Annotated in this window: 28 protein-coding genes and 1 riboswitch; of the genes, 5 read left to right on the forward strand and 23 right to left on the reverse strand. The window is 37.9% G+C overall.

Going from position 1 to position 23,046, the window contains the following annotated elements; all coding sequences use genetic code 11:
- Nucleotides 1-31 precede the first annotated feature (31 nt).
- From LXM54_RS04240 to LXM54_RS04250, 3 genes are all read right to left on the reverse strand, one after another.
- Nucleotides 32-664, reverse strand: coding sequence for a YesL family protein (locus tag LXM54_RS04240; RefSeq protein WP_233313837.1), 633 nt, complete (start codon nucleotides 662-664; stop codon nucleotides 32-34).
- A 318-nt stretch (nucleotides 665-982) separates the two neighbouring features.
- Complete coding sequence (gene corA / locus LXM54_RS04245; protein WP_233313838.1) at nucleotides 983-1,939, reverse strand: magnesium/cobalt transporter CorA; 957 nt, start codon at nucleotides 1,937-1,939, stop codon at nucleotides 983-985.
- A 113-nt stretch (nucleotides 1,940-2,052) separates the two neighbouring features.
- Nucleotides 2,053-2,709 (reverse strand): M50 family metallopeptidase, encoded by a 657-nt coding sequence (locus tag LXM54_RS04250; protein ID WP_233313839.1) that lies wholly within the window; start codon nucleotides 2,707-2,709, stop codon nucleotides 2,053-2,055.
- 160 nt (nucleotides 2,710-2,869) lie between these two features.
- Here LXM54_RS04250 and LXM54_RS04255 point away from each other — a divergent pair, with 160 nt between their 5' ends.
- Nucleotides 2,870-3,559, forward strand: a complete 690-nt coding sequence (locus tag LXM54_RS04255) for a DUF1796 family putative cysteine peptidase (RefSeq protein WP_233313840.1) — start codon at nucleotides 2,870-2,872, stop codon at nucleotides 3,557-3,559.
- A 57-nt stretch (nucleotides 3,560-3,616) separates the two neighbouring features.
- Here the strand turns inward: LXM54_RS04255 and LXM54_RS04260 are convergent, their stop codons facing one another.
- The 5 genes from LXM54_RS04260 to LXM54_RS04280 form a co-directional block, all read right to left on the reverse strand.
- A complete protein-coding gene (locus tag LXM54_RS04260) occupies nucleotides 3,617-4,096 on the reverse strand; it encodes a CBO0543 family protein (RefSeq protein ID WP_233313841.1) in 480 nt (159 codons plus the stop codon).
- A 6-nt stretch (nucleotides 4,097-4,102) separates the two neighbouring features.
- A complete protein-coding gene (locus tag LXM54_RS04265) occupies nucleotides 4,103-4,573 on the reverse strand; it encodes a CBO0543 family protein (protein WP_282581433.1) in 471 nt (156 codons plus the stop codon).
- Between the two features lie 116 nt (nucleotides 4,574-4,689).
- Entirely contained in the window at nucleotides 4,690-5,391 is a 702-nt protein-coding gene (locus LXM54_RS04270) for an N-acetylmuramoyl-L-alanine amidase (protein WP_233313843.1), read from the reverse strand.
- Nucleotides 5,392-5,678: 287 nt separating this feature from the next.
- Nucleotides 5,679-6,188, reverse strand: a complete 510-nt coding sequence (locus LXM54_RS04275) for a hypothetical protein (RefSeq protein ID WP_233313844.1) — start codon at nucleotides 6,186-6,188, stop codon at nucleotides 5,679-5,681.
- On the reverse strand, nucleotides 6,185-6,658 hold the full coding sequence (locus LXM54_RS04280) for a hypothetical protein (protein WP_233313845.1): 474 nt from the start codon (nucleotides 6,656-6,658) through the stop codon (nucleotides 6,185-6,187). Before LXM54_RS04280 ends, LXM54_RS04275 begins: the two co-directional genes overlap by 4 nt.
- Nucleotides 6,659-6,818: 160 nt before the next feature.
- Here LXM54_RS04280 and LXM54_RS04285 point away from each other — a divergent pair, with 160 nt between their 5' ends.
- The 3 genes from LXM54_RS04285 to LXM54_RS04295 all read left to right on the forward strand — a co-directional run bounded on the left by LXM54_RS04285 (nucleotide 6,819) and on the right by LXM54_RS04295 (nucleotide 9,270).
- Complete coding sequence (locus tag LXM54_RS04285; RefSeq protein WP_233313846.1) at nucleotides 6,819-8,078, forward strand: glycoside hydrolase domain-containing protein; 1,260 nt, start codon at nucleotides 6,819-6,821, stop codon at nucleotides 8,076-8,078.
- 434 nt (nucleotides 8,079-8,512) lie between these two features.
- On the forward strand, nucleotides 8,513-8,797 hold the full coding sequence (locus LXM54_RS04290) for a hypothetical protein (RefSeq protein ID WP_233313847.1): 285 nt from the start codon (nucleotides 8,513-8,515) through the stop codon (nucleotides 8,795-8,797).
- Nucleotides 8,798-8,913: 116 nt separating this feature from the next.
- Nucleotides 8,914-9,270 carry a hypothetical protein gene (locus tag LXM54_RS04295; RefSeq protein WP_233313848.1) on the forward strand — a complete coding sequence of 119 codons (357 nt, stop codon included), beginning with the start codon at nucleotides 8,914-8,916 and terminating at the stop codon, nucleotides 9,268-9,270.
- Nucleotides 9,271-9,280: 10 nt separating this feature from the next.
- Here the strand turns inward: LXM54_RS04295 and LXM54_RS04300 are convergent, their stop codons facing one another.
- From LXM54_RS04300 to LXM54_RS04340, 9 genes are all read right to left on the reverse strand, one after another.
- Nucleotides 9,281-9,598, reverse strand: coding sequence for a Parvovirus coat protein VP1-like protein (locus LXM54_RS04300; protein WP_233313849.1), 318 nt, complete (start codon nucleotides 9,596-9,598; stop codon nucleotides 9,281-9,283).
- A gap of 110 nt (nucleotides 9,599-9,708) precedes the next feature.
- A complete protein-coding gene (locus tag LXM54_RS04305; protein ID WP_233313850.1) occupies nucleotides 9,709-10,236 on the reverse strand; it encodes an endolytic transglycosylase MltG in 528 nt (175 codons plus the stop codon).
- Complete coding sequence (locus tag LXM54_RS04310) at nucleotides 10,226-10,606, reverse strand: hypothetical protein (RefSeq protein ID WP_233313851.1); 381 nt, start codon at nucleotides 10,604-10,606, stop codon at nucleotides 10,226-10,228. Before LXM54_RS04310 ends, LXM54_RS04305 begins: the two co-directional genes overlap by 11 nt.
- Nucleotides 10,607-10,800: 194 nt before the next feature.
- The gene (gene queE / locus LXM54_RS04315; RefSeq protein ID WP_233313852.1) at nucleotides 10,801-11,523 is read right to left on the reverse strand and encodes a 7-carboxy-7-deazaguanine synthase QueE; all 723 of its coding nucleotides are present in this window, start codon (nucleotides 11,521-11,523) and stop codon (nucleotides 10,801-10,803) included.
- Nucleotides 11,520-12,002, reverse strand: a complete 483-nt coding sequence (gene queD, locus LXM54_RS04320) for a 6-carboxytetrahydropterin synthase QueD (RefSeq protein ID WP_233313853.1) — start codon at nucleotides 12,000-12,002, stop codon at nucleotides 11,520-11,522. The genes queE and queD overlap by 4 nt, the downstream gene beginning before the upstream one ends.
- The gene (gene queC, locus LXM54_RS04325; protein WP_233313854.1) at nucleotides 12,002-12,670 is read right to left on the reverse strand and encodes a 7-cyano-7-deazaguanine synthase QueC; all 669 of its coding nucleotides are present in this window, start codon (nucleotides 12,668-12,670) and stop codon (nucleotides 12,002-12,004) included. Before queC ends, queD begins: the two co-directional genes overlap by 1 nt.
- A gap of 237 nt (nucleotides 12,671-12,907) precedes the next feature.
- Nucleotides 12,908-13,291 carry a ribosomal maturation YjgA family protein gene (locus LXM54_RS04330; protein ID WP_233313855.1) on the reverse strand — a complete coding sequence of 128 codons (384 nt, stop codon included), beginning with the start codon at nucleotides 13,289-13,291 and terminating at the stop codon, nucleotides 12,908-12,910.
- Nucleotides 13,292-13,373: 82 nt separating this feature from the next.
- Entirely contained in the window at nucleotides 13,374-13,535 is a 162-nt protein-coding gene (locus LXM54_RS04335) for a Fur-regulated basic protein FbpA (RefSeq protein ID WP_233313856.1), read from the reverse strand.
- A gap of 124 nt (nucleotides 13,536-13,659) precedes the next feature.
- Nucleotides 13,660-13,777: riboswitch (SAM riboswitch) on the reverse strand.
- A 34-nt stretch (nucleotides 13,778-13,811) separates the two neighbouring features.
- Nucleotides 13,812-14,885, reverse strand: a complete 1,074-nt coding sequence (locus tag LXM54_RS04340) for an EAL domain-containing protein (RefSeq protein WP_233313857.1) — start codon at nucleotides 14,883-14,885, stop codon at nucleotides 13,812-13,814.
- Nucleotides 14,886-15,100: 215 nt separating this feature from the next.
- Between LXM54_RS04340 and LXM54_RS04345 the strand changes: the two genes are divergently transcribed.
- Complete coding sequence (locus tag LXM54_RS04345) at nucleotides 15,101-16,597, forward strand: FAD-dependent oxidoreductase (protein WP_233313858.1); 1,497 nt, start codon at nucleotides 15,101-15,103, stop codon at nucleotides 16,595-16,597.
- 43 nt (nucleotides 16,598-16,640) lie between these two features.
- On the opposite strand, the gene LXM54_RS04350 is transcribed toward LXM54_RS04345, so the two are convergent.
- The 6 genes from LXM54_RS04350 to LXM54_RS04375 all read right to left on the reverse strand — a co-directional run bounded on the left by LXM54_RS04350 (nucleotide 16,641) and on the right by LXM54_RS04375 (nucleotide 22,950).
- On the reverse strand, nucleotides 16,641-17,354 hold the full coding sequence (locus LXM54_RS04350; protein WP_233313859.1) for an MBL fold metallo-hydrolase: 714 nt from the start codon (nucleotides 17,352-17,354) through the stop codon (nucleotides 16,641-16,643).
- Nucleotides 17,355-17,513: 159 nt separating this feature from the next.
- Nucleotides 17,514-19,391 (reverse strand): molecular chaperone HtpG, encoded by a 1,878-nt coding sequence (gene htpG / locus LXM54_RS04355; protein WP_233313860.1) that lies wholly within the window; start codon nucleotides 19,389-19,391, stop codon nucleotides 17,514-17,516.
- A gap of 160 nt (nucleotides 19,392-19,551) precedes the next feature.
- Nucleotides 19,552-21,114: a catalase gene (locus LXM54_RS04360; protein ID WP_233313861.1), complete on the reverse strand. Its 1,563-nt coding sequence runs from the start codon at nucleotides 21,112-21,114 to the stop codon at nucleotides 19,552-19,554.
- Nucleotides 21,115-21,209: 95 nt separating this feature from the next.
- Nucleotides 21,210-21,623 (reverse strand): GNAT family N-acetyltransferase, encoded by a 414-nt coding sequence (locus LXM54_RS04365; protein WP_233313862.1) that lies wholly within the window; start codon nucleotides 21,621-21,623, stop codon nucleotides 21,210-21,212.
- Between the two features lie 228 nt (nucleotides 21,624-21,851).
- Nucleotides 21,852-22,613, reverse strand: a complete 762-nt coding sequence (locus tag LXM54_RS04370; protein WP_233313863.1) for a DUF1129 family protein — start codon at nucleotides 22,611-22,613, stop codon at nucleotides 21,852-21,854.
- Nucleotides 22,614-22,629: 16 nt separating this feature from the next.
- The gene (locus LXM54_RS04375) at nucleotides 22,630-22,950 is read right to left on the reverse strand and encodes a PadR family transcriptional regulator (RefSeq protein ID WP_233313864.1); all 321 of its coding nucleotides are present in this window, start codon (nucleotides 22,948-22,950) and stop codon (nucleotides 22,630-22,632) included.
- Between the last annotated feature and the right edge of the window lie 96 nt (nucleotides 22,951-23,046).

Raw genomic sequence — 23,046 nt, forward strand, 5'->3', positions numbered from 1 at the left:
ACGAAAGTACTCCTTTATTGTCTTATCTCCTTTACTGCAAGACTTGTTCCTTAGCTGTACCTTTGTCCATGCTGCTAAATGCCTTCATAGCAAAAGCAGTGACAACCAATGCAAATAAGCTTCCACTGAAAAATATAATCACCGTTACGTGGATCAGACTGATTAAAATGGCACCAACTGCTCCTGCCAACATTCCAATCGTGTAAAATGGTCTAGAAAAGCCAATTAGAACTGCATACTTAAATGTTTTTGATAACGGAATATCATAGTGTACGTACACGGGAAACACCATTAAGAACACAATGGTAAAAATGAGCAGCAGAATCATAAAAATTAACGCAAAAACGGATGTTTCTTGGCCCATCCAGCCGAATATAACAAAATCAACATAAAAAACAGCCATTACCGTTAATAAAATCCAGCTTAATTTATTGGCGCGCCAGAATTCCCGCTTATATGCATGCATAAATGTGCGATAAACAGGTATATCCGTGTGCCCTTGCAGCCATTTTCGCGTGACCGTATACATAGCAACCGTTGATGGTCCAATTCCAAATACAATGAACCCGACAGCAGTAAAGAATGCCCATAATAAATTTAGATAGGCAAGCCTTGTCACCCATTCACAAAAACGATAGATACCATTTGTGACGAAATGATACATAGTAATCCCTCCATCATCCATCTTATTTATTTAAGCGCTTTCATTCCTCCTTTTAGTTTAATGAATTATGACCGCCAAGAAGTGCAAAAAAACAGACATTCATGTTTAATAATCAGTGATTTGCTAACAGAAAGCCTGGCCGATTTACTTTGCTGTCTGCTATTATTATAAAGCACTTCTCCCAGTATTTGAAAGATACTATCAAATAATAAGGAAATTCTACCATAAAATAGTTATCCTTTTAAAAACTAGAAGACTAGAAGCAAACATTAGTTTATAAAAAAAGATGCCTGCATCATCTATGCAGTGCATCGTTTTTTATTTGAACCATCCTTTTCGCTTAAACCAAAGGATCATGATGACCCCTAAAACAATCATAAAAGTTAGGGAAAACAAATAGCCATAGCGCCAAGACAGCTCAGGCATATGTTCAAAATTCATGCCGTATATCCCAGCGATAAAAGTAAGCGGCGAAAAAATCGAAGTTATGATTGTCAGCACTTTCATGACATTATTCGTCTGATGGGAATTAAGAGATAAATAGCTGTCTCTAATATCTGCTGTGATTTCACGGTTGGACATAACCATTTCCGACAGCTTAAGCAGATGGTCATATATATCGGAGAAATACTCCCTTCTCGCATTGATTCCCTTCAGATGATGGGAGTTGAGCATGCGATACAGCAAATCACGCATGGGATGGACAGTATGCCGTAAGTTTAAGAGGGAATATCTTGCATCAAAAAGCTCTTCCATTAAGGCATTCATTGATTTATTCTGGGTATTATCTTCTATTTTGTCTAAGTCATCCTCTAAACTATAGAGGAGAGGAAAATAGTTATCGACTATTTTATCAAGGATTTGATAAAACACATAATAGGTGTCCCATTTTTCTATTTTCTTGTGAGAAAGAAGGATTGTCCACACTTGAGATACTTCGATTGCAGGTGAAGAATGAAAGGTGACGATAAAATTATCTCCCACAAAAAAATCTAATTCCTCCTTCATGAGTTCACCCTCTTCTTTGCGAAGAATATGTGTTACATAGAAGGCATGATTGTCATAATAGTCAAGCTTCGGACGCTGGAGCCGGTGGACACAGTCCTCGACCGCCAGTGGGTGAAAATGAAAGACATCAATTAGTTTGGTAATTTCCTCTTCTGTCGGACCGTTAAAGTCGACCCAATACCATTTATATGCGGATATATTTAAGTCATTGATAGAAACATTCAGATCCAATCGATTATCTTCAGTAACGCCAATGATTTGAATCACCTAAAAACAGCCCCTTTTAGTCTAGCTTCCTTTTGCGTATCTTTCCCAACCATCCCTTTTCTTACTATAACATTCCCCCTTTACTACATAAAAAAACAGGCCGGTAGCCTGTTTTACTGGATGACAAAACTTACACCTAAATAGCCGAAATAAAGGGCCTGACCGAAAAATAAAATGCCCCAGATAAAGGCGGGAATGATTTTTGTCATCTTGGCAAGACTTGTAGCATCTCCTGCAGTCATCGGTTTTTTAAAGCTTAAGTGAAGCACAATAAAGGCGCTTTTTATTGACTGTACAAAAATAATACATGTTAACAGCTGTAATGTATGTACTTTCAGTAACATGCTGCCGTAAACGGTCAGCCAAAGAAAAAAGCTGCTCGCACAAATAATCCACAAGATACCATATAAATTGCGTATCCACAATACAAGTGCTGTTAAACAAATACCTGCGTAAATGTACAGCAAGAGCTCAAATGCCCCAATTGTTATCAGCCAGATTGAAAAGAAGGAAAAGGCAGAAGCAAATAGATAGCCAGACAGTGTTGTTACAAACCTGCTGAACCAGTTGGCATGTGCGGTGAAAGCCAGTCCTTCAGTATTTGCGAATAAATGAATTTTTCTTACCTTTCCGCCACATATTATCGCCGCAAGCCCATGGCCGACTTCATGAATTAATGTTTGAATAACAGCAACATATCTTCCGAGCACGGGAATATGCAGAAAAATTACCGCCACAATTAGATATAATAAAAAGCTCGTTAAAGTCAAAGTCGTGTCCTCCTGTCATTTGATGCTTATATATTAAGGGAGAAATCTTAAAAAAGCCTAAACATTACATGCAACTATGTTAAAAAAAATGCCGTTTGTCCAAGCAATTACCTGTCACTCATCATTCAATATACTATAATGCCAGAGCAAAGGAATGATTATGGTGAATTTACAAGAAATAAAAGGCCCTTATGATTTAATGCTCGGAATCGGCAGCTGGTGTGGTCCTTCCTTGAATTTAAGAAGACATAATTTGCGCAGATTTGCCTTTCCCCTTGATTGGATGGTTTCCAACTCCGTTGCTGATGTGACAAGATTAATCAACAACCGCTTTCAAGGATTTATGGATTTTCCAAATCTCGTACTTACAGAAGGAACCTCCAGTTCCCTTGATGATGGAGTAGCTGTCATGCCAGCACAAGGCGGAACAGAACCAGTTAATGCCCATTTCATTTACGATACAGTATATAATATAACATCTGTGCATGATTTCCCAATCGTCCCTGGACAAGATTGGACTGTAACGTATCCAGCTTACAAGGAAAAGCTGCAAAAACGGATTGCTAATCTGTTTGAAAAGCTAGAATACAGCCCGAAAATTTTATTTGTGAGATGGGGTTTTGCTACCCAAGAAGAAGCGCTCGCCCTTCATGCTGCCCTCTCAACATTAGTAAAAGGGGATTTCAATTTACTGCTCATGCTGCCAGTAAACGGAATAAAAGGAATGCAGGAAATGTACTGGCCATATCCGGGAATATGCGCTGTTCAGGTGCCAATTGAAGAGCCGAATAATGATTCTATTTGGAACGAGGTCTATAACGGACTGTCATTGACAAATTTTTGGCCATAAGCACTAAAAGCCATACAGCACTCCGTGCTGAATGGCTTTTTTATCTCATATAGCTGCTTATTCTTCTCGCATCAGCATTCCCTTTTCGAACCAAAATACAAATACTTTTAAGATTGAGAGCATGATGATGCTTGATACAAATCCAAGTGCCCAATTCCAATGATGGTACTCGACAAGAGAAGTAGTTCTTTCTACAATAACACTGTAAGTTGGGGCAATCGTTCCAAACAGAAGAAAATAAAACAGAGTTTTTACATACCGGCCCTTTTTTGGATAATACAAGATAAACAGCATCCCGATCGTTGGAAAAAGCAAGTAATGAAGGGTAAAGCTTAATTTCGTCGCGTACGGAAATTCACGATACGGAAATGCGACTAATTGCATTTTTATTTGTACAAATTCATAAAGCCATGCAATGGACTGGGAAAACAAGAATGTGATTTGTGCCACCCGTTTATTGCTATTACGTATGTTCAGAAATATAATAATCGGTACAACAGCCCATATAATCATTAATATCCAAAATTCTTTATGCATGGTGTCTCACCTTAATCCTCTTTTAAACCATTTGTAATACTTATGGCTCAAATATAATATGAGCATGACACTAAAATAACTCCAATACCATTGCCATTTATGATAATCCACCAACTTTGTAAATCTTTCGAGTATGAACTCTATGCAGGTAAAAAAGCCGGCAATCAACAAATAATAGAACAACTTAGGAATAACTCTTCTTGATGATGGATAATACAAATTAAACAAAATAGCTGTTATTGGAAACAAGAAGAATTCAAAATATAAACTTGATCTGTAATCATTATTATCATTAGGAAACAATTGCACCGGATATTCAATCCACTTCATTTCTACGACAAATAATCCAATCGGCCATGAAAAGAATTGAATAGACAAAAAAAGAATAAAAGCATCCCTTGCTTTCTCAGCTGGGATGAATCGCCATGCAATCACAAAGCTGATAATAAGTATGCCTGCTAAAATCAAGCGTTCCATCACCAAAAACAATCACCTCAAAAGGGTTAGGTATTCCCATATTATACCCAGTTGATAACATACTATGTGATTGCTTTTTATTAAGAAACCCTGCTTAACAGCAGGGTTTTCCTTTTTTATTTAATACGGATACTTTGACCAACCTTCAGTTCAGTCGCATTAACATTAGGATTAAGATTTTTTAATGTTCCATGCTTGATATTTAAACGTTCTTCTATATCCCAAAACGTGTCTCCTGCTTTAATTTTATACGTTGTGGAAGCGGCTTTTTTCTTTAAGTTAAAGGCTCGCTCAAGCCCTTTAACATGTCCTAATGCAACTGCATCAAGGAAGTCATCATTCTTTAAAAGGTTAGCATCCTTGCGAGTGTCGATGAATAAGCTTTCTGTCAAAATTGCAGCCATATCAGATTCTCTCAATACATGCAGATCGGATGCTTTTGTCCCCCTGTCGACTACATTATAAGATTCAAGTTCATCCATGATTGCATTATGAATTGCTGCATGAACCTTACCGGTTCTGCTTGAGATTGCAAGTGTGTTGTAGCGGTAATCTTCATAGCCTGTTCCGCCGCCAGCATTGATATGCACAGACAGAAAAAAGTCAGCATTCCAGCTGTTAGCAGCATCTGTCCGCTGATCAAGACTCAAAAATTTGTCTGTTGTGCGGCTCATTTTCACCTCAACATCTTCGTAGTCCTTCAACAAAGCTTGTATCTTTTTAGCAATCTTTAACGTTAAGTCCTTTTCCTGCAGCCCATTACCGACGGCACCAGGATCAGATCCGCCATGCCCTGGATCAATAAATATTTTTGTCATACTAACCATCTCCTTTTTAGAATTAGCGAGTATGGATCAGCACAGAAGAAAAGGCATTCATGTTTCCAAATAATAAAATAAGTAATATAGTTATAACGACTCTTTTCTTTTACCGATCGACTAATATTAATATATGATTATTTGAAATTTTTGTGAAAATTAGTGATGAAGGGCTTCTAGACAAGAAAAGAACAGTTGCTAACGGCATATTTACTGTTTAAATTATTGTTTTTATAAAAAAAAAGATATCCAATTGGATATCTTCGAAAAGTTTAACAAACTACCCCCTATTCATTTTCCTTGCTTTTGCTTTTCTGCTCTTCCTTTTTTATATAAGCATAAATAAATGCGGTGACAGTTTGGATAATCAAAAAAACGGGAAGAGAATGGACAAGTTTATAGCCATTTTGCAAGGTGATAATATGCAGCAGGCTAAATACAAATTGTGCTCCAATACCAATACCTGCCCAAACGACAATATACAAAATGCTAAATAGACCTCGTATCCGCAGCACTTCATAGAAGTAATTAAAGCAATAACCGAACGGTACAAACAGCATATAGTACACAAAGTCAAACAGCTCATAATGATTAATATCATTCACTCTATAATAATCAAGCCGGCCGCCACCGATGGTGAAATCGAACACCACCCCGATTGTGAACCCCCAAACAATACTTAATATAGTCAGTTCTGTTGACAGCACCTTTGGCAAGATAACCATAATCGCGTATGTGACTCCGACGAAAATCAGCAAAGCAATTTCATTCATATCAAATGTTCCGATTAATTTCATACCGTTTTACCTTCTTTTTGAATAATGGACTGGTAGAAATAATGAATTACTAAAGCACCGCAAAAATAAAGGACAAAATAAATATAATCAAGACTTAGATTCCACTGCTTTGTTTCAATCAAATTACCTGCGAGTGCCAACAAAATAAAAGCGAATAAACACATCGCTCCTCCTAATGTAACGAAAATGGTTTTTAATCTAGTCGTTTTTGTCAGGATGATGTTTATATAAATAATTGCCGCTACTGGTGTAATTATCGTCCGAAACAACAAAAAAGCCGTATATGCTTGTGTTGTATCCGCAATTTTCACTAAAACAAGCTCCTCGTAAATAATCCAATTCCAATGGATGCTGACAACAAGCATGATTAGAAAAATAATCATATTTTCCCCTTTTGATATCACCTTTTTTTGCAGATAAAAGATGGCCGTGATTAGCCATGCAAAAAAGAAAAAAATAGAAAACAGCATTTTTTTCACCTACTAGATATTTTTTTTAGCTTCCCCCTTTCGCTTTATCCTATACGAGAGGCTTTGTGAATAATCGATAACTTTCTTCCTGGACAAGCCCGAACAAATGGTTGTAATTCAACATATTGTAGTTAAGAGGGATAAAGGAAGGTGTGATACGATGAATTGGAAAAGATATTTAATCATTACAGCTTCAGCTTTATTGATTTTGTTAATGGGCATCGGTGCATTTATATATGAAAATTCTAATAGTGCTGCAGTGGCTGATAGCTCTGAAACAAAGGCTAATAATAGCTCTGCAACTGAGTCAGAGCAACAAAACGAAGCAGAAAGCAGCTCTAGTCTTTCAGTTTCTAATAATATTGAAAACAATGTAAGCGGCCAAGCTAAAGCGGAAATTGAGAGTTCGATTCAGAATGAAGTGGAAAATAAAGACGCAAATATTAAAAACAATATAACTAACTCTATCAGCGATGAAGCAGAAGTGAAACTGACAAATAAACTGGAGAGTCTCTTAAACGGCAGCTTAACAGGTACTTTAAATAATACAATCAACAATGAGGTAAACAGTACTGGTCCAACAACCATTGAAAATAATCTGATAAACAATATTCAGCTTCAAGTTAATGTCGAAGTTACAAATGGTATTACAACATCAGGCAAAGAGACAAACGCAGAAAACGACAGCAAGGAGAATAACGATAACGAAAATGCAGGAAGCGAGGAAGAATCAGCTAATAATAATGCAAGTTCTTCAAAGGAAAAACCTGCCTATATTTGGGGCATAGACTCTGCCAGTGCATCTACAGATGAATTCTATGCTTGTGTGAATGAGAACTTCGGTAATCCTAAAGTGGTAGCCCGCTATTTGGGCCACAATGAAGGTGTTTCTGCTGGTTTAACAAATGAGCAAATCGACTTAATTCATGAAAAGGATGCAGACGTTTTGCTTATACACAACGGCTTTACTGATGCAACAGGATATGATAATGGAGTCAATGAAGCGAAGGAAGCGATTGATCTTGCAAATGAATTAGGAACACCAGATGGAGTAGCAATATTTGCAGATATTGAACCGACTTACCCAGTCGATGCTGCCTTTATTGAAGGGTGGTATGATGAAATAACTGCTTCTAATTTCGAGCCAGCCATATATGGCGTGTTTGACAATGGCAGTGATTTAGTAGATTCCTTCAACGAAGCTGCTCAAAATAAACAAGAAGTAAAGGATGATACCTTTATTTGGTCAGCATCGCCAAGCATCGGTATCACCACAGAACAAGAAGCACCTGATTTTGATGTCGACGCACCTAAAGGATCGTTGGCATACGGCTGGCAGTATGGAATAAATGCTGAAACCTGTAATATTGACACAAACCTGTTTGACAGCAAATTAACAGAAGTATTGTGGAGCGCATAATCAAATACTGGTATGTTACAGGACTTACTTACCTGTAACATACCAATTTTTCATGGAATTATATAGACTATTTTACCTAATTATTATAAGCTACGATAGATACAGTATATAGTGAGTACTTCCAACAGCTAGCTTTAGCTGCTAAAAATTTTTGGCCATTTCTAAAAAAAGGCACTCAAGAGGATATCTTGATCCATCTAAAACGAGCACGCAAAACAAAAGCAGCTCAAGCAGTATGTTGCACTAGATGAAAAAAATAAAAAGTCTTCTCAGAAGGTGTGCGTTCCACCCATCAAGCCTATCAACAAATCGTAATCATACTAGAGTCTTAAGGCATGTTAGGGCTGTTTGAAACACGAGCCTTTTGAATGATGTGAAACACCGCGCTCCTTCCTATAATGAGGAGTAATAGACATAAAAACACAGGGGGAAATATGAAAATTTATTTGGTCATTTTACAAGTTATTTATTTACTATGTCTCATACCTTGGCTGCCGATATGGGGACTTTCTTTTATGAGCTTTGATGGAGGATTCAGCTTTTATAATATTCTATTTGTCTTAATTGTCAGCTTGTATCCAGTTGCCTTTATTGTCTGTACGATTCTTTCGTGGATATTCAGAAACAAACGAAAAAAAACTGCCATTATTATTAACTTAATTCCTATTATTTGGGTCGCAGCATTTGCTTTCGTTTTATTTACATTTAATTTTTCTTAAAAAAGGGCTATGTAAGGCCCTTTTTTTTGTTTCCGCTTTAAACTGCTTGCTGCAAGGATAACCGTAATTTATAGCGTGCATACTATCCTTACTACTATTATTTTTGGAGGCAGACAATGAGTAATATTTTAGGAACTATGTTCGCTAAAGCTAAAAATACATTGACGCAGACAGCAGAAACGGTACGCAACAGCATGCTTGCAAACAAAGAAGGTGCAACTATATCTGTCATCGGCTTAGCAGACTATATTGAAACACATCAAGATACAAAAAAAGCCACTCAATTCTTATTAGGAGATTTTTATCATTTTTATGTTTTAGAGGCAGAGGGAATACATTATTATTTAGAGAAAAAAAGTGACTATATTCTTCAGTTGGATGCTTCGATGGATGACCAAATCCTTGTTGCTTATCGCTCTTACCGGGATAAGCAGCATTTACAGGAAATGTTTTCTTTTCCAATCCAAAAATAACACAACGCCGTTATCTTCGGCGTTGTGTACGTCTTGGCTTTGCACAATTCAAATCAGTGCGCAGTTTCATGAAGCCAGAGATAAGTCTGGCAGTGCTTCCTTCGTGTGTTCTTTCATTCGTTTTTCTTTGCACGCATTCAATTAACAGCTCGTCACATCTGCAGCTTGAGCCGTATCTTGCTACACAATCATCATGTTTTTTACAGCATGAATCTACGTAGTTGATTGGCGCTCCTGGGCCGCTGCAGCCTGGGCCACAGTATCGATAACCGCCTGGCAGGCAAAATCCCCTGCTCCTTTTATTTCTTTTCATCTTTTCACCTTCCATAATAAAGCTTCCTCCTAGCATTTTATGGAATGGAACGAAAACGGTTTGGCTTCCCACCTATGGCAATAAAAAAATCACTTATGCTGTATGCATAAGTGATTTTTTTGCTTTTATTGCTTTTGGAAAATAGTAGATATAATTTTATTTGTAGACATGGAGCTGTCGATTTTATATGAGCCAGGCTTCAAGTATTTTTCGACACCTTTTTTCTCTACTTCTTTAGAAAATTCGAAGCCGCTCATTTTAATGATATCAGCATCTTTCAAGGCGTTTCCAACATCAATACTTGTCATCCCGTTTGATACATAAATGCTAGTGCGATAGACAACATCACCATTGCTCTCTGTATCTTCACTTGCTGATTTTTTAGCAGCATCGACTTTTTCCTGCCATTGCGTTTCTGTCTTTTCAGCTTCTTCTTTTGTTTGTACAACATAGCCGGAAGAAGCGAGTAGTTCTTCCATCTCTTCAACAGTCGGTGTTTTAACCGCTTCTGTATTTGTATCCTCTGTCACAGCAGTTGTTGCAGGTTCTGCTGCTTTTGGTGTATCTTCCTTAGTCACATAATAGGCAACACTGCTAATGGCTGCCGCTAAAAGTAAACCTGCTGCAAAACTGCTTATGGTACTAGGCTTCATTTACAACAGATCTCCTTTCTTCTTTCTCCATAATATAAGGAGCAAGCATTTTTTCCACTTGTTCAACTGACAGCTTTTTTTGGCCGGCAATTGTTTCAATGGAATATTTGCGACGGTGCAAGTCTAAAACTTCTCTTAATTTAACGCGATCAGCTAATGCTAATCGAACGCCAGATTCTTTTTCAATGATCTCTATATCGAGCTCTAGATTGCGAACTTGTGTCTGCAGCTGTGTAAGCTCTTCCGTAACAGAAAGGTGAATCATATCGATTTCCCTTTGTTCTGCTTTTGCTGTTTTACGGCTTCTGATTGTGGAAGCAAATAACAGCACCACTGCAGCAATAAATAAAATGGCTAAAGTCCATTCCATTACTTATCAGATCCTCCCTCTTGTTAGAATCTACTATTCTAATAATTTATTATACATTGTTTCCCGCTTTTTTTCGATTATATTCTACAAATTCCTCCGATAGTAAGATAATATTGTGTCCAAAAAAGGAAATTTGTCCATATTAATAGTTATATTGAACCTTATATTTATCAGTAAAACTAGATATTTATAGTCTAAACGCCTCTTTTATTTCCCCAAACCAATGCATGAAGCTGCGGAAGAACGCGAACGTCATTCATTTCACTCGTGTTCATAGTGAGGTCAATCAGCCATTCATATTTCGTTAACAGCTTTTGCAGCAATTCTTCATTATTGCCATTTGTAATGTCATCATTGCCTACTTGCAAATAAAAAGGCACATTTGGGTAGCGTTGATGAACATGAATAGCATATTCATAGTCTGCTTCATCAAAAACAACCACCTTCAAACTGAACAAGCTGTTTGCATCTGACAATTTCGTGATGATGTCATCTAAAATGGCAAAATTTGTTTTCATTCCAGAGCTTGGCGGCTTAGGCGAAATGGTCAGATCATCAATTTGCTCAAACCAGTCTTGCCATTTGCTTCCCTGTGTTTCTAAAGCCAACTGGATATTTTTTTGCTTTGCCAGCTCAATGAAATGGCGAAGGTTTGTCAGCAGGGCTGGATTTCCCCCTGAAATAGTGACATGGTCGAAGCGATCTCCGCCTAATTCAGATAATCGTTCCCAAATTTCCTCTGCTGTCATTTGGATAATATCATCTTTTCCTGTGCCATCCCATGTGAAAGCAGAATCGCACCACGAACAGCGATAATCGCACCCGGCAGTGCGGATAAACATTGTTTTCCTGCCCACAACCATCCCTTCTCCTTGGATTGTCGGCCCGAAAATCTCTAGCACCGGTATTTTGCTCATCCCATCCATTCCCTTCTTGCTTCTGCAAAACTCGTAGGTGTCTCATATAGCTTGATATACTCTACTCTCAGCTTTTGGCTGTCATTATTGTATTGTTTTAATTCTTCATTTAATTTTTCATACATCCACACAACCATGTTTTCTGCAGTTGTATTCATATGCGGCAGTGTTTCATTTAGATAGCGGTGGTCGAGATATACTTCTATTTTTTCCTTCCAAATGTTTTTCAGATCACCAAAGTCAATGACAAGTCCGATATCATTTGTTAAACCGCTCACTGCTAGAATAACTTTATATGTGTGCCCATGTAGATTTTTGCATTTTCCTTCATAACAGTGAAGATGGTGTGCAGCATCGAAAGTAAATTCCTTGGAGATTAGCACTCTTTTCTGATGATAATTCAACTCTTCTTTTTTTATGTCCTGGCCGATTTTCTGCAGGTTCTCCACAATTCGAAAGCCGAAGAAATTAGTGTCCATTATACATGTGCCTCTTTCTTTCCTTCAAGATATTTATCTAGTCCTGCTTTTCTAAGCAAGCATGAAGGACATTCTCCACAGCCGTCGCCGATTACTCCTTCATAGCATGTCAACGTCTTTTCTCTCACATAGTCCAGTCTGCCTAAATCGTCTGCAAGCTTCCAAGTTTCCGCCTTATCCAGCCACATTAAAGGTGTATGAATGACAAAGGATGTGTCCATGGAAAGATTAAGTGTTACATTAAGGGATTTAATGAAGGAATCACGGCAATCAGGATATCCGCTGAAATCTGTTTCACAAACGCCTGTAATGATATGCTTTGCCCCAATTTGGCTTGCTAAAATAGCCGCAAAAGACAAGAAGACAAGATTTCTGCCTGGAACAAATGTAGAAGGAAGCTCCCCATTTTCGCCTTCTTTCACTTCAATATCACTTCGAGTCAATGCGTTCGGTGCCAGCTGATTTAATAATTCCATATCTAGAATATGATGTTTCACACCAACCTCTGCAGCAATATCAATTGCACATTGAATTTCTGCTTTGTGTCTTTGATTATAATTAAAGGTAACAGCTTCTACCTCTTTGAATGTTTCTAAAGCCCAAAACAGGCATGTAGTGCTGTCCTGGCCTCCGCTGAATACAACAACTGCTTTTTCATCTCTTAACATAATTAAAAATACTCCCTTTCTACCATTACAACTAATGCCCAATTACCAAAAAAAACAGCACTCCAAGATAGAAGTGCTGCTTCTTCTTAGTTTTTTTTAAGAGGGGGGCTACAACCTCTCCGATCTAATATTAAGCGGCATAATGCCTTTGACTGTTAAAAAACTCAATCACTATTATATCGTAAAATAATGAAAACACAAATCAGAAAATAACTGCCAAATTTTTAAAAGAATCAACTAGGCAGCTTGCTTATGCAAAAGATTCCGATCCACCAAATATGCCAGTGCTACTCCGACTGTGTAACGAAGTAAATCAATCCACAGAAAACCCTTGCCAAGGATAAGTCCACCAAGCAATGTATTACGGAATTCAACCAGCCAATCTCCTTGATATAATTGACTAAATTCAATCAGCCAGCAAAATAACAGTGCGAGCAGGATGGAAAATAGATAATGATTTTTCTTAACAAAGAGCCTTAAACCAAAATAAATCATACTAGCCCAGATCACATCACCAAGATGGGATTGGATCACTTGCGGATAAAAGGCTGTATATCTGGAAGATAATCCGATCAATATGCATATTAGGATTGCTGTTATATATTTTGCCATCCTGTTCATTTTTGGGCACCAGCCTTTTTATTAATCCTGTTCCATTCTACTATTTTATAGGCACAAGTTGAAACAGATATGCCTGGCATATTTAACACTGATTGTCACAAGCTGCTTTCTCATACACTTCTTCTAGCTCTGAGACCGATAATTCAAAAAGGTGCAGTGATTCCTTCTTATATATACCGAGTGCAATCAGCTTTTCAATCAGCAAGTCTTTTTCGTCACTATATTGAGCGTTGTCAAACCCCATTATTTCTGCCTCCTGTTACTATTCGATTTTCGCCTTTTATAGGAAGGAAATAAAAAAGTCCTCTTCTTGACAGAAGAGGACTGTATCATTCATACACTTAGTTCGTGCAACCATGCATTTCTTCCTCTTATCTGTAAGACCGAATAATCGCGTCCTTGGAATTGGCACAGTATTCATCTCGTAAGATGAACCCGCTGCCGAGGTTTCATAGGGCCAGTTCCCTCCACCTCTCTGGATAAGTTTTGAAATATAATATTTGGATTTTATTTAATCATATTATGAAGTTAATGTCAATATATTCTCATGTTCCTTTAACGTTTCTATCAGCTCTGTGTCACTCATCGGTTTTTGTGCAGGTTTTGAAAATAAATAACCTTGAAACAGATCATAACCCATTTCCTGTAGAAAGTGAAAGTCTTCCATATGCTCAACACCTTCAGCGAGCGCGAGCGCACCGATTCTTTTGCTGCGAATTAGCACCTCTTGTGCTAACTGTTGCTTCTGTAAATCTTTGCTCACACCATTTACATATTCAATCGCAAGCTTCACAACGTCAGGTTCCATTTTTTCCAATTTGTCTATCTGGTTATAGCCTGTTCCCACATCGTCAAGTGCATACTTAAATCCATGTTTTCGATAATAAGCAAGAATAGACTTTAAATGATCGAGATTTTGCACGTCATCTGTTTCAACTACTTCAAATACTACTTGTGAGGGCTTCACACCAAGTTCCTTAATTAAAGCAAATGTACTTGCAAGACAGTGCTCCGGTACATAAATAGCTGTCGGGATAAAGTTAATAAAAACAAGCTTATTTTTTACAACGCCTGCATTGCGGACAGATTGGAGACGGCAAGCTCGATCTAATGAAAATACGCGGTTGCGCAAGCTCGCTGCCTCAAACAGTTTATTAGGAGGGATTATTGCCCCGTATTCATCAAGTCCTCTTGATAACAGCTCATGTCCATAAATTATCGGTTTGCTGTCTTCTATCCGGACAATTGGCTGATAATATGTGATAATCCTGTTTTCTTCTATAACCTGATCTATCCAAGCAGCCTCCCTTTCTTCTGTGAATAGATGAATTGGTTTTTTTCTGCTCTTATTTTTATCCGGATTCCATATATCAGCTTCCGCAGCTGTTATTGCGTATTCGCCGAGGTGTACAGCTGCGTAATCGACAAAAGAAAAAAAGACTGGTTCTAGTAGCCAGACTGTGCAAGTATTCACGATTTTGAATGCATCAGGCGAGCTGCCCTTTAAATATTTAAGGAGCACGTTCATTGAGTGAGCATCTGGAAAGAAGACACTATAGCCTTTAGTACTCGGTTTACAAACATCACAAACCACGATTCATTTCCTCCTGTTCATCTCTTTGTCTAGTCGTTTATCGTTCTAATTTCATCAACTTTAAATAATAAATCTAAATTAGTGCTATTTTACTATAACTTGGAGCAGTATAGCTTTCAAGGAATACGACTTATTTCCTGGTAGGATATTAATGTTTTTTATTTCCTATTTTGGGAAACATAGAAGGAAAAGACATAGTAAGGAGATGGATGGTTATGGACAAGCATGAATCATTATGGAGGGATACAGTTAAACTTCCTTCCTTTCCTAAGCTCACTAACGATCATGAAACAGAGATTTGTATTGTCGGCGGAGGTATTACTGGTTTAACTGCCGCCTATTTACTTGGAAAAAAAGGACGTCGTGTCACACTGCTGGAAGCTGATAGCTTGATGAGTGGAACAACAGGATACACGACAGCAAAAATTACGGCGCAGCATGGACTTATTTATGATGAATTGAAGCAAAACATGGGATTAAAAAAAGCGAAGCTCTATTATGAAGCAAATCATAACGCCATGGAATTTATAAAAACAGCAGCTGAACAAATAAATATCGACTGTGGACTAGAGAAACATGATGCTATCCTTTATGCAGTATCTGATGAATATGAAAATAAGGTAATGAAAGAGCATGCTGCCTACAAAGAAATTGGCATAGATTGTGAACTGCGTGAGTCCATACCTTTTCCAATTGAAGTGAAGGCCGCATTAGTAATGAAAAATCAGTATCAATTCCACCCACTTCTGTTTTTCAAAGAATTACTAGATAAAATGGATAATGTAACAATATTTGAACAGACAACAGCAACAGATGTGGAGGAACAACAGGAGAAAAAAGCAGTAGTTACTAGGGACGGCTACAAGGTACATGCAGATAAGGTAATCAGCGCCTCTCACTTTCCCTTTTATGATGCAAATGGCTTTTATTTTGCCCGTATGTATCCAAAAAGATCTTATGTCGTTGCTGTGGAGGAAGCAGATAAATATCCTGGCGGTATGTACTACAGTGCTGATACTCCTTCAAGATCGCTCCGTCCGGTGTCACATGACGGCAAAAGATTAATTTTAATTAGCGGAGACAGCCATAAAACGGGACAGGATGAAGATACTACTAAGCATTATGAAGCACTTAAAGCGTTTGGACGAGAGGTTCTTAACAGTGAAAAGGTATATTATGAATGGTCGGCACAAGACTTGATTACACTTGATAAGATCCCATATGTAGGACTTATTAAAAAGGGGCATGACTCGATTTATGTAGCCACAGGCTATCGGAAATGGGGCATTACAAACGGGATAGCAGCAGCTTTGTTGCTTGTTGATATGGTTGAAGGTAAACAAAATCCATACGAGGAGTTGTATGCTCCTTCCCGTTTTTATTCTGACCCATCTTTGCGAAAATTCATCAGCATAAATTTAGATGTTGCAAAGCATCTTATTGGCGGAAAGCTGAAACCTGCCAGCGATGAGGAGGAATTGTCTCCAGATGAAGCATCCATTCTCCGCATAAACGGAAAAAAAATCGGCTGTTATAAAGACACTGATGGCAATGTTCATATGGTTGATACAACCTGCACCCATCTTGGCTGTGAGGTCGCTTGGAATAATGGGGAAAAATCATGGGATTGCCCGTGTCACGGCTCGAGATTCTCTTATGATGGCGAAGTGCTGGAAGGCCCTGCCGATAAACCGCTGCAAAAATATCAATAACATAAAAACAGGACAGGAAAACATGTTTTCCTGTCCTGTTTTTTTACTTACCTATAATTTCTGTTAATTGTTGCAATATTTTTCCTGATACGATACCGCCATGATAGCAGATGACTGTTTCAATATCATAGTTTAAAAGTTTTGCAACAGATGCTAGTGCTTCATCCATATTCAATGTATGCTGAGGTGCTGGTCCTAGTAAGTTGCCGTCCGAACAAGTCAGTGCATCACCAGCAATCAATGTTTTTGTTTGTTTAACATAAAGGCTCGCATGGCCAGGTGTATGACCAGGTGTAGCAATGACTTCAATGCCAGGAAATCCCTCTACCTCAGCACCGTCTTCAAGAGTATTTGTCACTTTCGCTGATGGCGGGTTTTCATAAAACGGCTTCAAAGCATCTGGAATAGCCGCCCATTTTTCTGCTGTCATATTTTCACCGTTCATCTTAATAAGGGGGAGTTCTCCTTCTATATAAGGTTTTTCCACTTCATGAGCAAATACAGACAAATTAGGGTTTACTGTTGTCAATTCAGGCAGACTGCCGATATGGTCTAGGTCTTGATGTGTTAGGATAATTGCTGACAGCCTTTCAAAAGGAACATCTAGTTTTGACATTTCATTTTTAAATACAGGAAGCAAGCCTGGCATCCCAGTATCGACTAATATCGCCGTCTTTTCATTCCAAATCAGTGTAGGAAAAATAGTAAAGCCGCCAAGATTAATCTCTAATGCTCTTAAATTCCAATTTACAGTCACTTGTTTTCTCCCCTTTACCGTTATTTTACTATTTCATTATGGTATATTCAGGGAATTCAGTCAAATATAAAATATTTAATCATATCACAAAAATAATATTTTGTCAATATTTAATGCAGTTAAAAACAGCCTGCAAGACAGGCTGCTTTTAACTTTATATTAATCCATGATTTTGCAAATATTATTAGTGAAGTCAACTGGGTCTTCAATTGGAAGTCCTTCAATCAGCAATGCTTGATTATACAGCAGATTCGTATAAAGGCTAAGCTTCTCTTTATCTGCTTCTAACGCTGTTTTTAATGATTGAAAGACAGTGTGGTTCTTGTTAATTTCAAGCACCTTTTCTGCCTGGACGCCTTGGCTGTCAGGCATCAAGTTAAGAACCTTTTCCATTTCGATCGTCAATTCGCCGCTTGTTGATAAACAGACTGGATGAGACTTAAGGCGTGTAGATATTTTAACATCCTTGACCTTGCCGCTAAGAGCTTCCTTCATAAAGTCTAACAATGGTTTGTTTTCTTCCTCAGCATCTGCTGTGTCTTTATTATCCTCATCAATCCCAAGATCACTTGCAGAAACGGATTTAAATTCTTTGTCATTAAAAACACGCAGCATCTTGATGGAAAATTCATCAATATCATCTGTGAAGTAAAGTATTTCATAGCCTTTTTCCGCTACTGCTTCTGTTTGTGGAAGCTTGCTTATTCTGTCGATAGAATCTCCCGTTGCATAGTAAATGTATTTTTGCTCCTCTGGCATTCTCGATAGATATTCATCTAAGGATACGAGCTTCTTCTCTGTGGAAGAATAGAACAGCAGTAAATCCTGCAGCATTTCTTTGTTGGCACCAAAGTCACTGTACACGCCATATTTAAGCTGTCTTCCGAATGATTCGAAAAATGCTTCGTATTGTTCTCTCTCATCCTTTAGCAGCGCTTTTAATTGACTTTTAATTTTTTTAGTAATATTTTTTTCGATTTTTTTCAGCTGTCTGTCATGCTGCAGCATTTCTCGTGATATATTCAAGGATAAATCCTCAGAATCTACGAGTCCTTTCACAAAGCTGAAATAATCAGGGAGCAGATCGGCACACTTCTCCATGATTAAGACGCCATTGGAATATAGTTCAAGTCCTTTTTCGTACTCTTTAGAGTAATAGTCAAACGGAGTCTTTTCTGGAATATACAAAATAGCATTATAGCGAATCGATCCATCTACACTTACATGCAGATGTGACAAAGGCTTGTCAAAACCATAACGTTTGTCCTCATAGAAACGCTGGTAATCCTCGTCTGTAAGCTCACTTTTGTTTTTTCTCCAAATTGGCACCATGCTGTTGATAGTTTGCTCTTCGACAAACTCATCGAACTCATCCTCTGTTCCTTCTTTTGGAGCAGATGTAGTCACATCCATTTTTATTGGATAGCGGATAAAGTCTGAATATTTTTTGATGATTTGCTTTAAACGGTAATCTTCTAAAAATTCGTCGTATTGGTCATCCTCACTGTTTTCCTTCAATGATAAGACAATTTCCGTTCCAACCTGTTCTTTTGCCGTTTCCTCGATTGTGTAGCCATCCGCACCCTTTGATTGCCACTTGTAGGCAGTGTCACTGTCAAGGGATTTTGATGTAACTGTGACAACATCTGCTACCATAAACGCCGCATAAAAACCTACTCCAAATTGGCCGATAATATCATGGCCGTCTTTCAGCTCATTTGCATTTTTAAAGGCCAGAGAACCGCTTTTAGCAATTGTTCCTAAGTTATTCTCCAATTCTTCCTTCGTCATCCCGATGCCTGTATCCGTAATCGTCAATGTCCGATTTTGCTTATCTGCTTTTATCTTTATATAATAATCTTCTTTATGGAAGGTAATGGCTTCATCTGACAATGCTCTGTAATAGATTTTATCAATTGCATCACTGGCATTGGAAATCAGCTCTCTTAAGAAAACCTCTCTTTGTGAGTAGATAGAGTTAATCATCATTTCGAGCAGCCTTTTCGATTCGGCTTTGAATTCTTTTGTTTCGACCATTAAATAATAGCTCCTTTCAAAAGTAAGAATAATATGTAGTCCAGTTTAGCACTTTAAGCTTCAGAGTGCTAACGATTATTTAATACCATATATTTGGAATTATGTCAACAAAACAACACATTGAAAAAGCCTGCTGTCATAAACACAGCAGGCAATGATATTAATAAGGATCAGAAGGATGTGACACATCTTCTGCTGTTTGCACAGCATCTTCCATTTGATCAACTCTTGTTTCTGTTATTTTCTGGATTGCTTCTGCAATCCGTTTTCCGTAATCTTCATCACACTTTGTACACATGTCGATCATTTTCTCTTGAATTTCTGTACGGCAAGCTGCAAGTGCGGAGGATAAGTTGCTTATAAGCTCATCTCTTTCAAAATCCGTAAATCTTCGGTAAGTTTCGCCAGCTTGTCCAAAGTTATTTTCACGAGAGATTTTTTCCCTTTTTACATTGCCTTCCACATATGGTTCATGCTCTTTGCCTGGATTTTCTGCTTCTTTTAAGCCGCCGATTACAGAAGGCTCATAATTAATGTGCGGATTTTGGTGTTTGCCGAATTCTGTTCGGAAGTCCATTTGTCCGCCTTCTTGATTAGTAGCAACATGTTTTTTCGGTCTGTTGATAGGTAATTGCAGATAATTTGTTCCCACTCTGTGTCGCTGTGTATCGGAGTAAGAGAAAGTTCTGCCTTGCAGGAGCTTATCATCGGAAAAGTCCATTCCGTCGACGATTACGCCTGTTCCAAAAGCCGATTGTTCCACTTCTGTGAAGTAGTTCTCTGGATTTTTGTTCAAGACCATTTTGCCGACTGGAAGCCAAGGGTAGTCCTCTTTATACCAAAGCTTTGTAGGATCAAGCGGATCAAAATCCAATTCTGGGTGCTCTCCATCCTCCATGATTTGCACATAAAGCTCCCATTCAGGATAATCGCCTTTTTCAATTGCTTCATATAAATCCTGTGTTGCATGGCTGTAATTTTTCGCTTGAACTTCATCTGCTTCTTTTTGCGTTAAGTTTCTGATACCTTGTTTAGGCTCCCAATGATATTTTACAAGCACAGCTTTGCCTTCTGCATTCACCCATTTATAAGCATGCACTCCAGAGCCTTGCATTTGCCGGTAATTGGCAGGAATGCCCCATGGTGAAAATACAAAGGTAATCATATGCATCGATTCTGGTGTCAATGCAAGGAAGTCAAACATTCTTTCAGGATCAGACAATCCTGAAACAGGATCTGGTCGGAAGGAATGAACCATATCTGGGAATTTAAGCGGATCGCGGATAAAGAAAATCTTTAAATTATTCCCGACTAAATCCCAGTTGCCATCTTCTGTATAAAACTTAATGGCAAACCCACGTGGATCTCTCAATGTCTCTGGAGAATGGACTCCATGAACTACAGTGGAAAAACGGATAAACAGCGGTGTCTGCTTGCCTTTTTCTTGGAAAATCTTTGCACGTGTGTATTTAGAAATAGGTTCATCACCAACAGTGCCGTATGACTCAAAATAACCATGTGCACCAGCACCTCTTGCATGAACAACCCTTTCAGGGATTTTTTCGCGGTCAAAATGCGTAATCTTTTCTAAAAAATCATAGTTCTCCAATGTGGTTGGCCCTCGGTTGCCAACGGTTCTTACATTTTGGTTGTCTGTTACAGGATGACCTTGGCGATTTGTTAACAAGTCTTCGCCAGTCGGTTCATTCATCTTCTCTTCCATCCATTTCAACTCCTTAATATGTATAACCCTATCGTTACCAATTTAAGGATTGATATGCATAATTTAGTTTAACTTTACAATATTTTCATATGATTTTAAATTAACATCGTCATTCCAGGCGCATCTGTATCTCGTTCTTGAAAGCCTAATTTTTTATAAAAAGAATGCTTGCCTTTTGCCGAAAAAAGCTGAACAGTTTGAATCCCGCTGTCCTTACATTTTTGTAAAAGCTCTTCTATGACTTTTTTGCCCAAACCTTGTCCTTGCATATCAGGACTTACCATCACATCACATATAAGTGCCTGATATACTCCGTCTGAAATCATTCTGCCGAAAGCTGTTAATGTATTATTATGATAAATCGCTGTATAAAACCAGCTGCCTTTCGCTGCTTCAAATAATTGTTCTCGTGTATAATTTCCTTTTTTATTTTGAAGCAGTCCGCTGTCTTCATGGAGCTGTGCAAACTGTTCAAATGTCGGAAGTTCATTGGATATATGGAATTCCATCGTTATTCTCCTTAGTACGTTTCTTTATATAATATTTATACAATATTATTAATAAATATTCAATTATTGTTTTTAAAAAAAACACCTTTTTTAAAGGTGTTTACAGTTTAATTTTTTCTCGGGATAAGAAAGGAATATTATTACTATCCGCTTTAATGGCGAAAGCAGTGTCAAGTCGCTTCACTGCTAGTTCGTCTTACCTATCCATTCTTATTTTACAGTTTAAATTTATGCTGTCTTTGCTTTTTCTTTTCTGCTTTTTAGAAAGACAATCAGAAAATACGTTACAGCAAGCAAAACGAATATAATGGATGAATATAATGCTTTTTCCTCCATGGAAAGGGGTAAAAAATTGACAGCAAATGTTGGAACATAGACGACTAATGGGATGAATGGTGCCCATGATTTAGACCACCATGCAAACGATGCCAGAAAAACGAACGCAATTGCAGCTATTCCCAGCTTCCCAAGTAAACTGTCGATGATAAGGACAGGTGTGCCTTTATTACCGAAATACAATATGAAGAAAAACGCTGCGGTAGACAGTACATTGAGTACGAATATACCAATGGCCATTCTTTTTGACAATGCTTTCGTACGGGATGCGAAGGTTTTAAAGGTTAAAACATATAACAGAAGCATAAAAGCAACGACAATTGGCTGACCGATAATGTCTGTTAACGTATAACTTAACTCACCTAATAAGGCATCACCAATAACCTGGTAGGAGATGATGCTTAAAAAAAGCAACGGAATATACTTAAGCCACTCCCCATAATCTGTTTTCATCTCCTGTGCAAGGCTTTCCATATAGCTTTTCGGGGAAGCACCTGTGATTTCAGATATGTCTTTGCCATCCTTTTCTGCTTCTAATAAATGATCTGTCAGTTCCTCTACTATTTCTTTTATTTCCTCATCCTTTTTACCGCTTGTCATAAGGTATAAATGAAGGTTATCAATGAATTCCTGACTTTTTGCCGACAGTTCCACTTTTTTATGTCCTCCTTTATGTTTTTTTTAATAGTTCGTTGACACTGTTGGAAAGCAGCAGCCACCTTTCTTCAAATTGCTGTAATTGGTGGTGTCCTTCCTCTGTCAATGTATAATACTTTCGTTTAGGACCTGATGGGGATGCTTTTGTTTCTACATGGACGAGCTTTTCTTTTTTCATACGCAACAGTACTGGATAAATACTGCCTTCGCTTATCATAGTAAAGCCATACGCTTCGAGCTTTTCAATCATTTCATATCCGTATACTTCTCCTTTTGAAATGATTGCCAATAAGCACCCTTCCAGCACTCCTTTAAGCATTTGACTTGAAGACATTTGTTTCTTTCCCTTCACGTAACCTTAATCGCTATTTTGCATTGCAATATAGCTTATATTTAGAGGATATCATACACTATTTTGCTTTACAAGATA

The sequence above is a fragment of the Bacillus sp. Au-Bac7 genome, assembly GCF_021341655.1.
Lineage (GTDB): Bacteria > Bacillota > Bacilli > Bacillales > Cytobacillaceae > Niallia.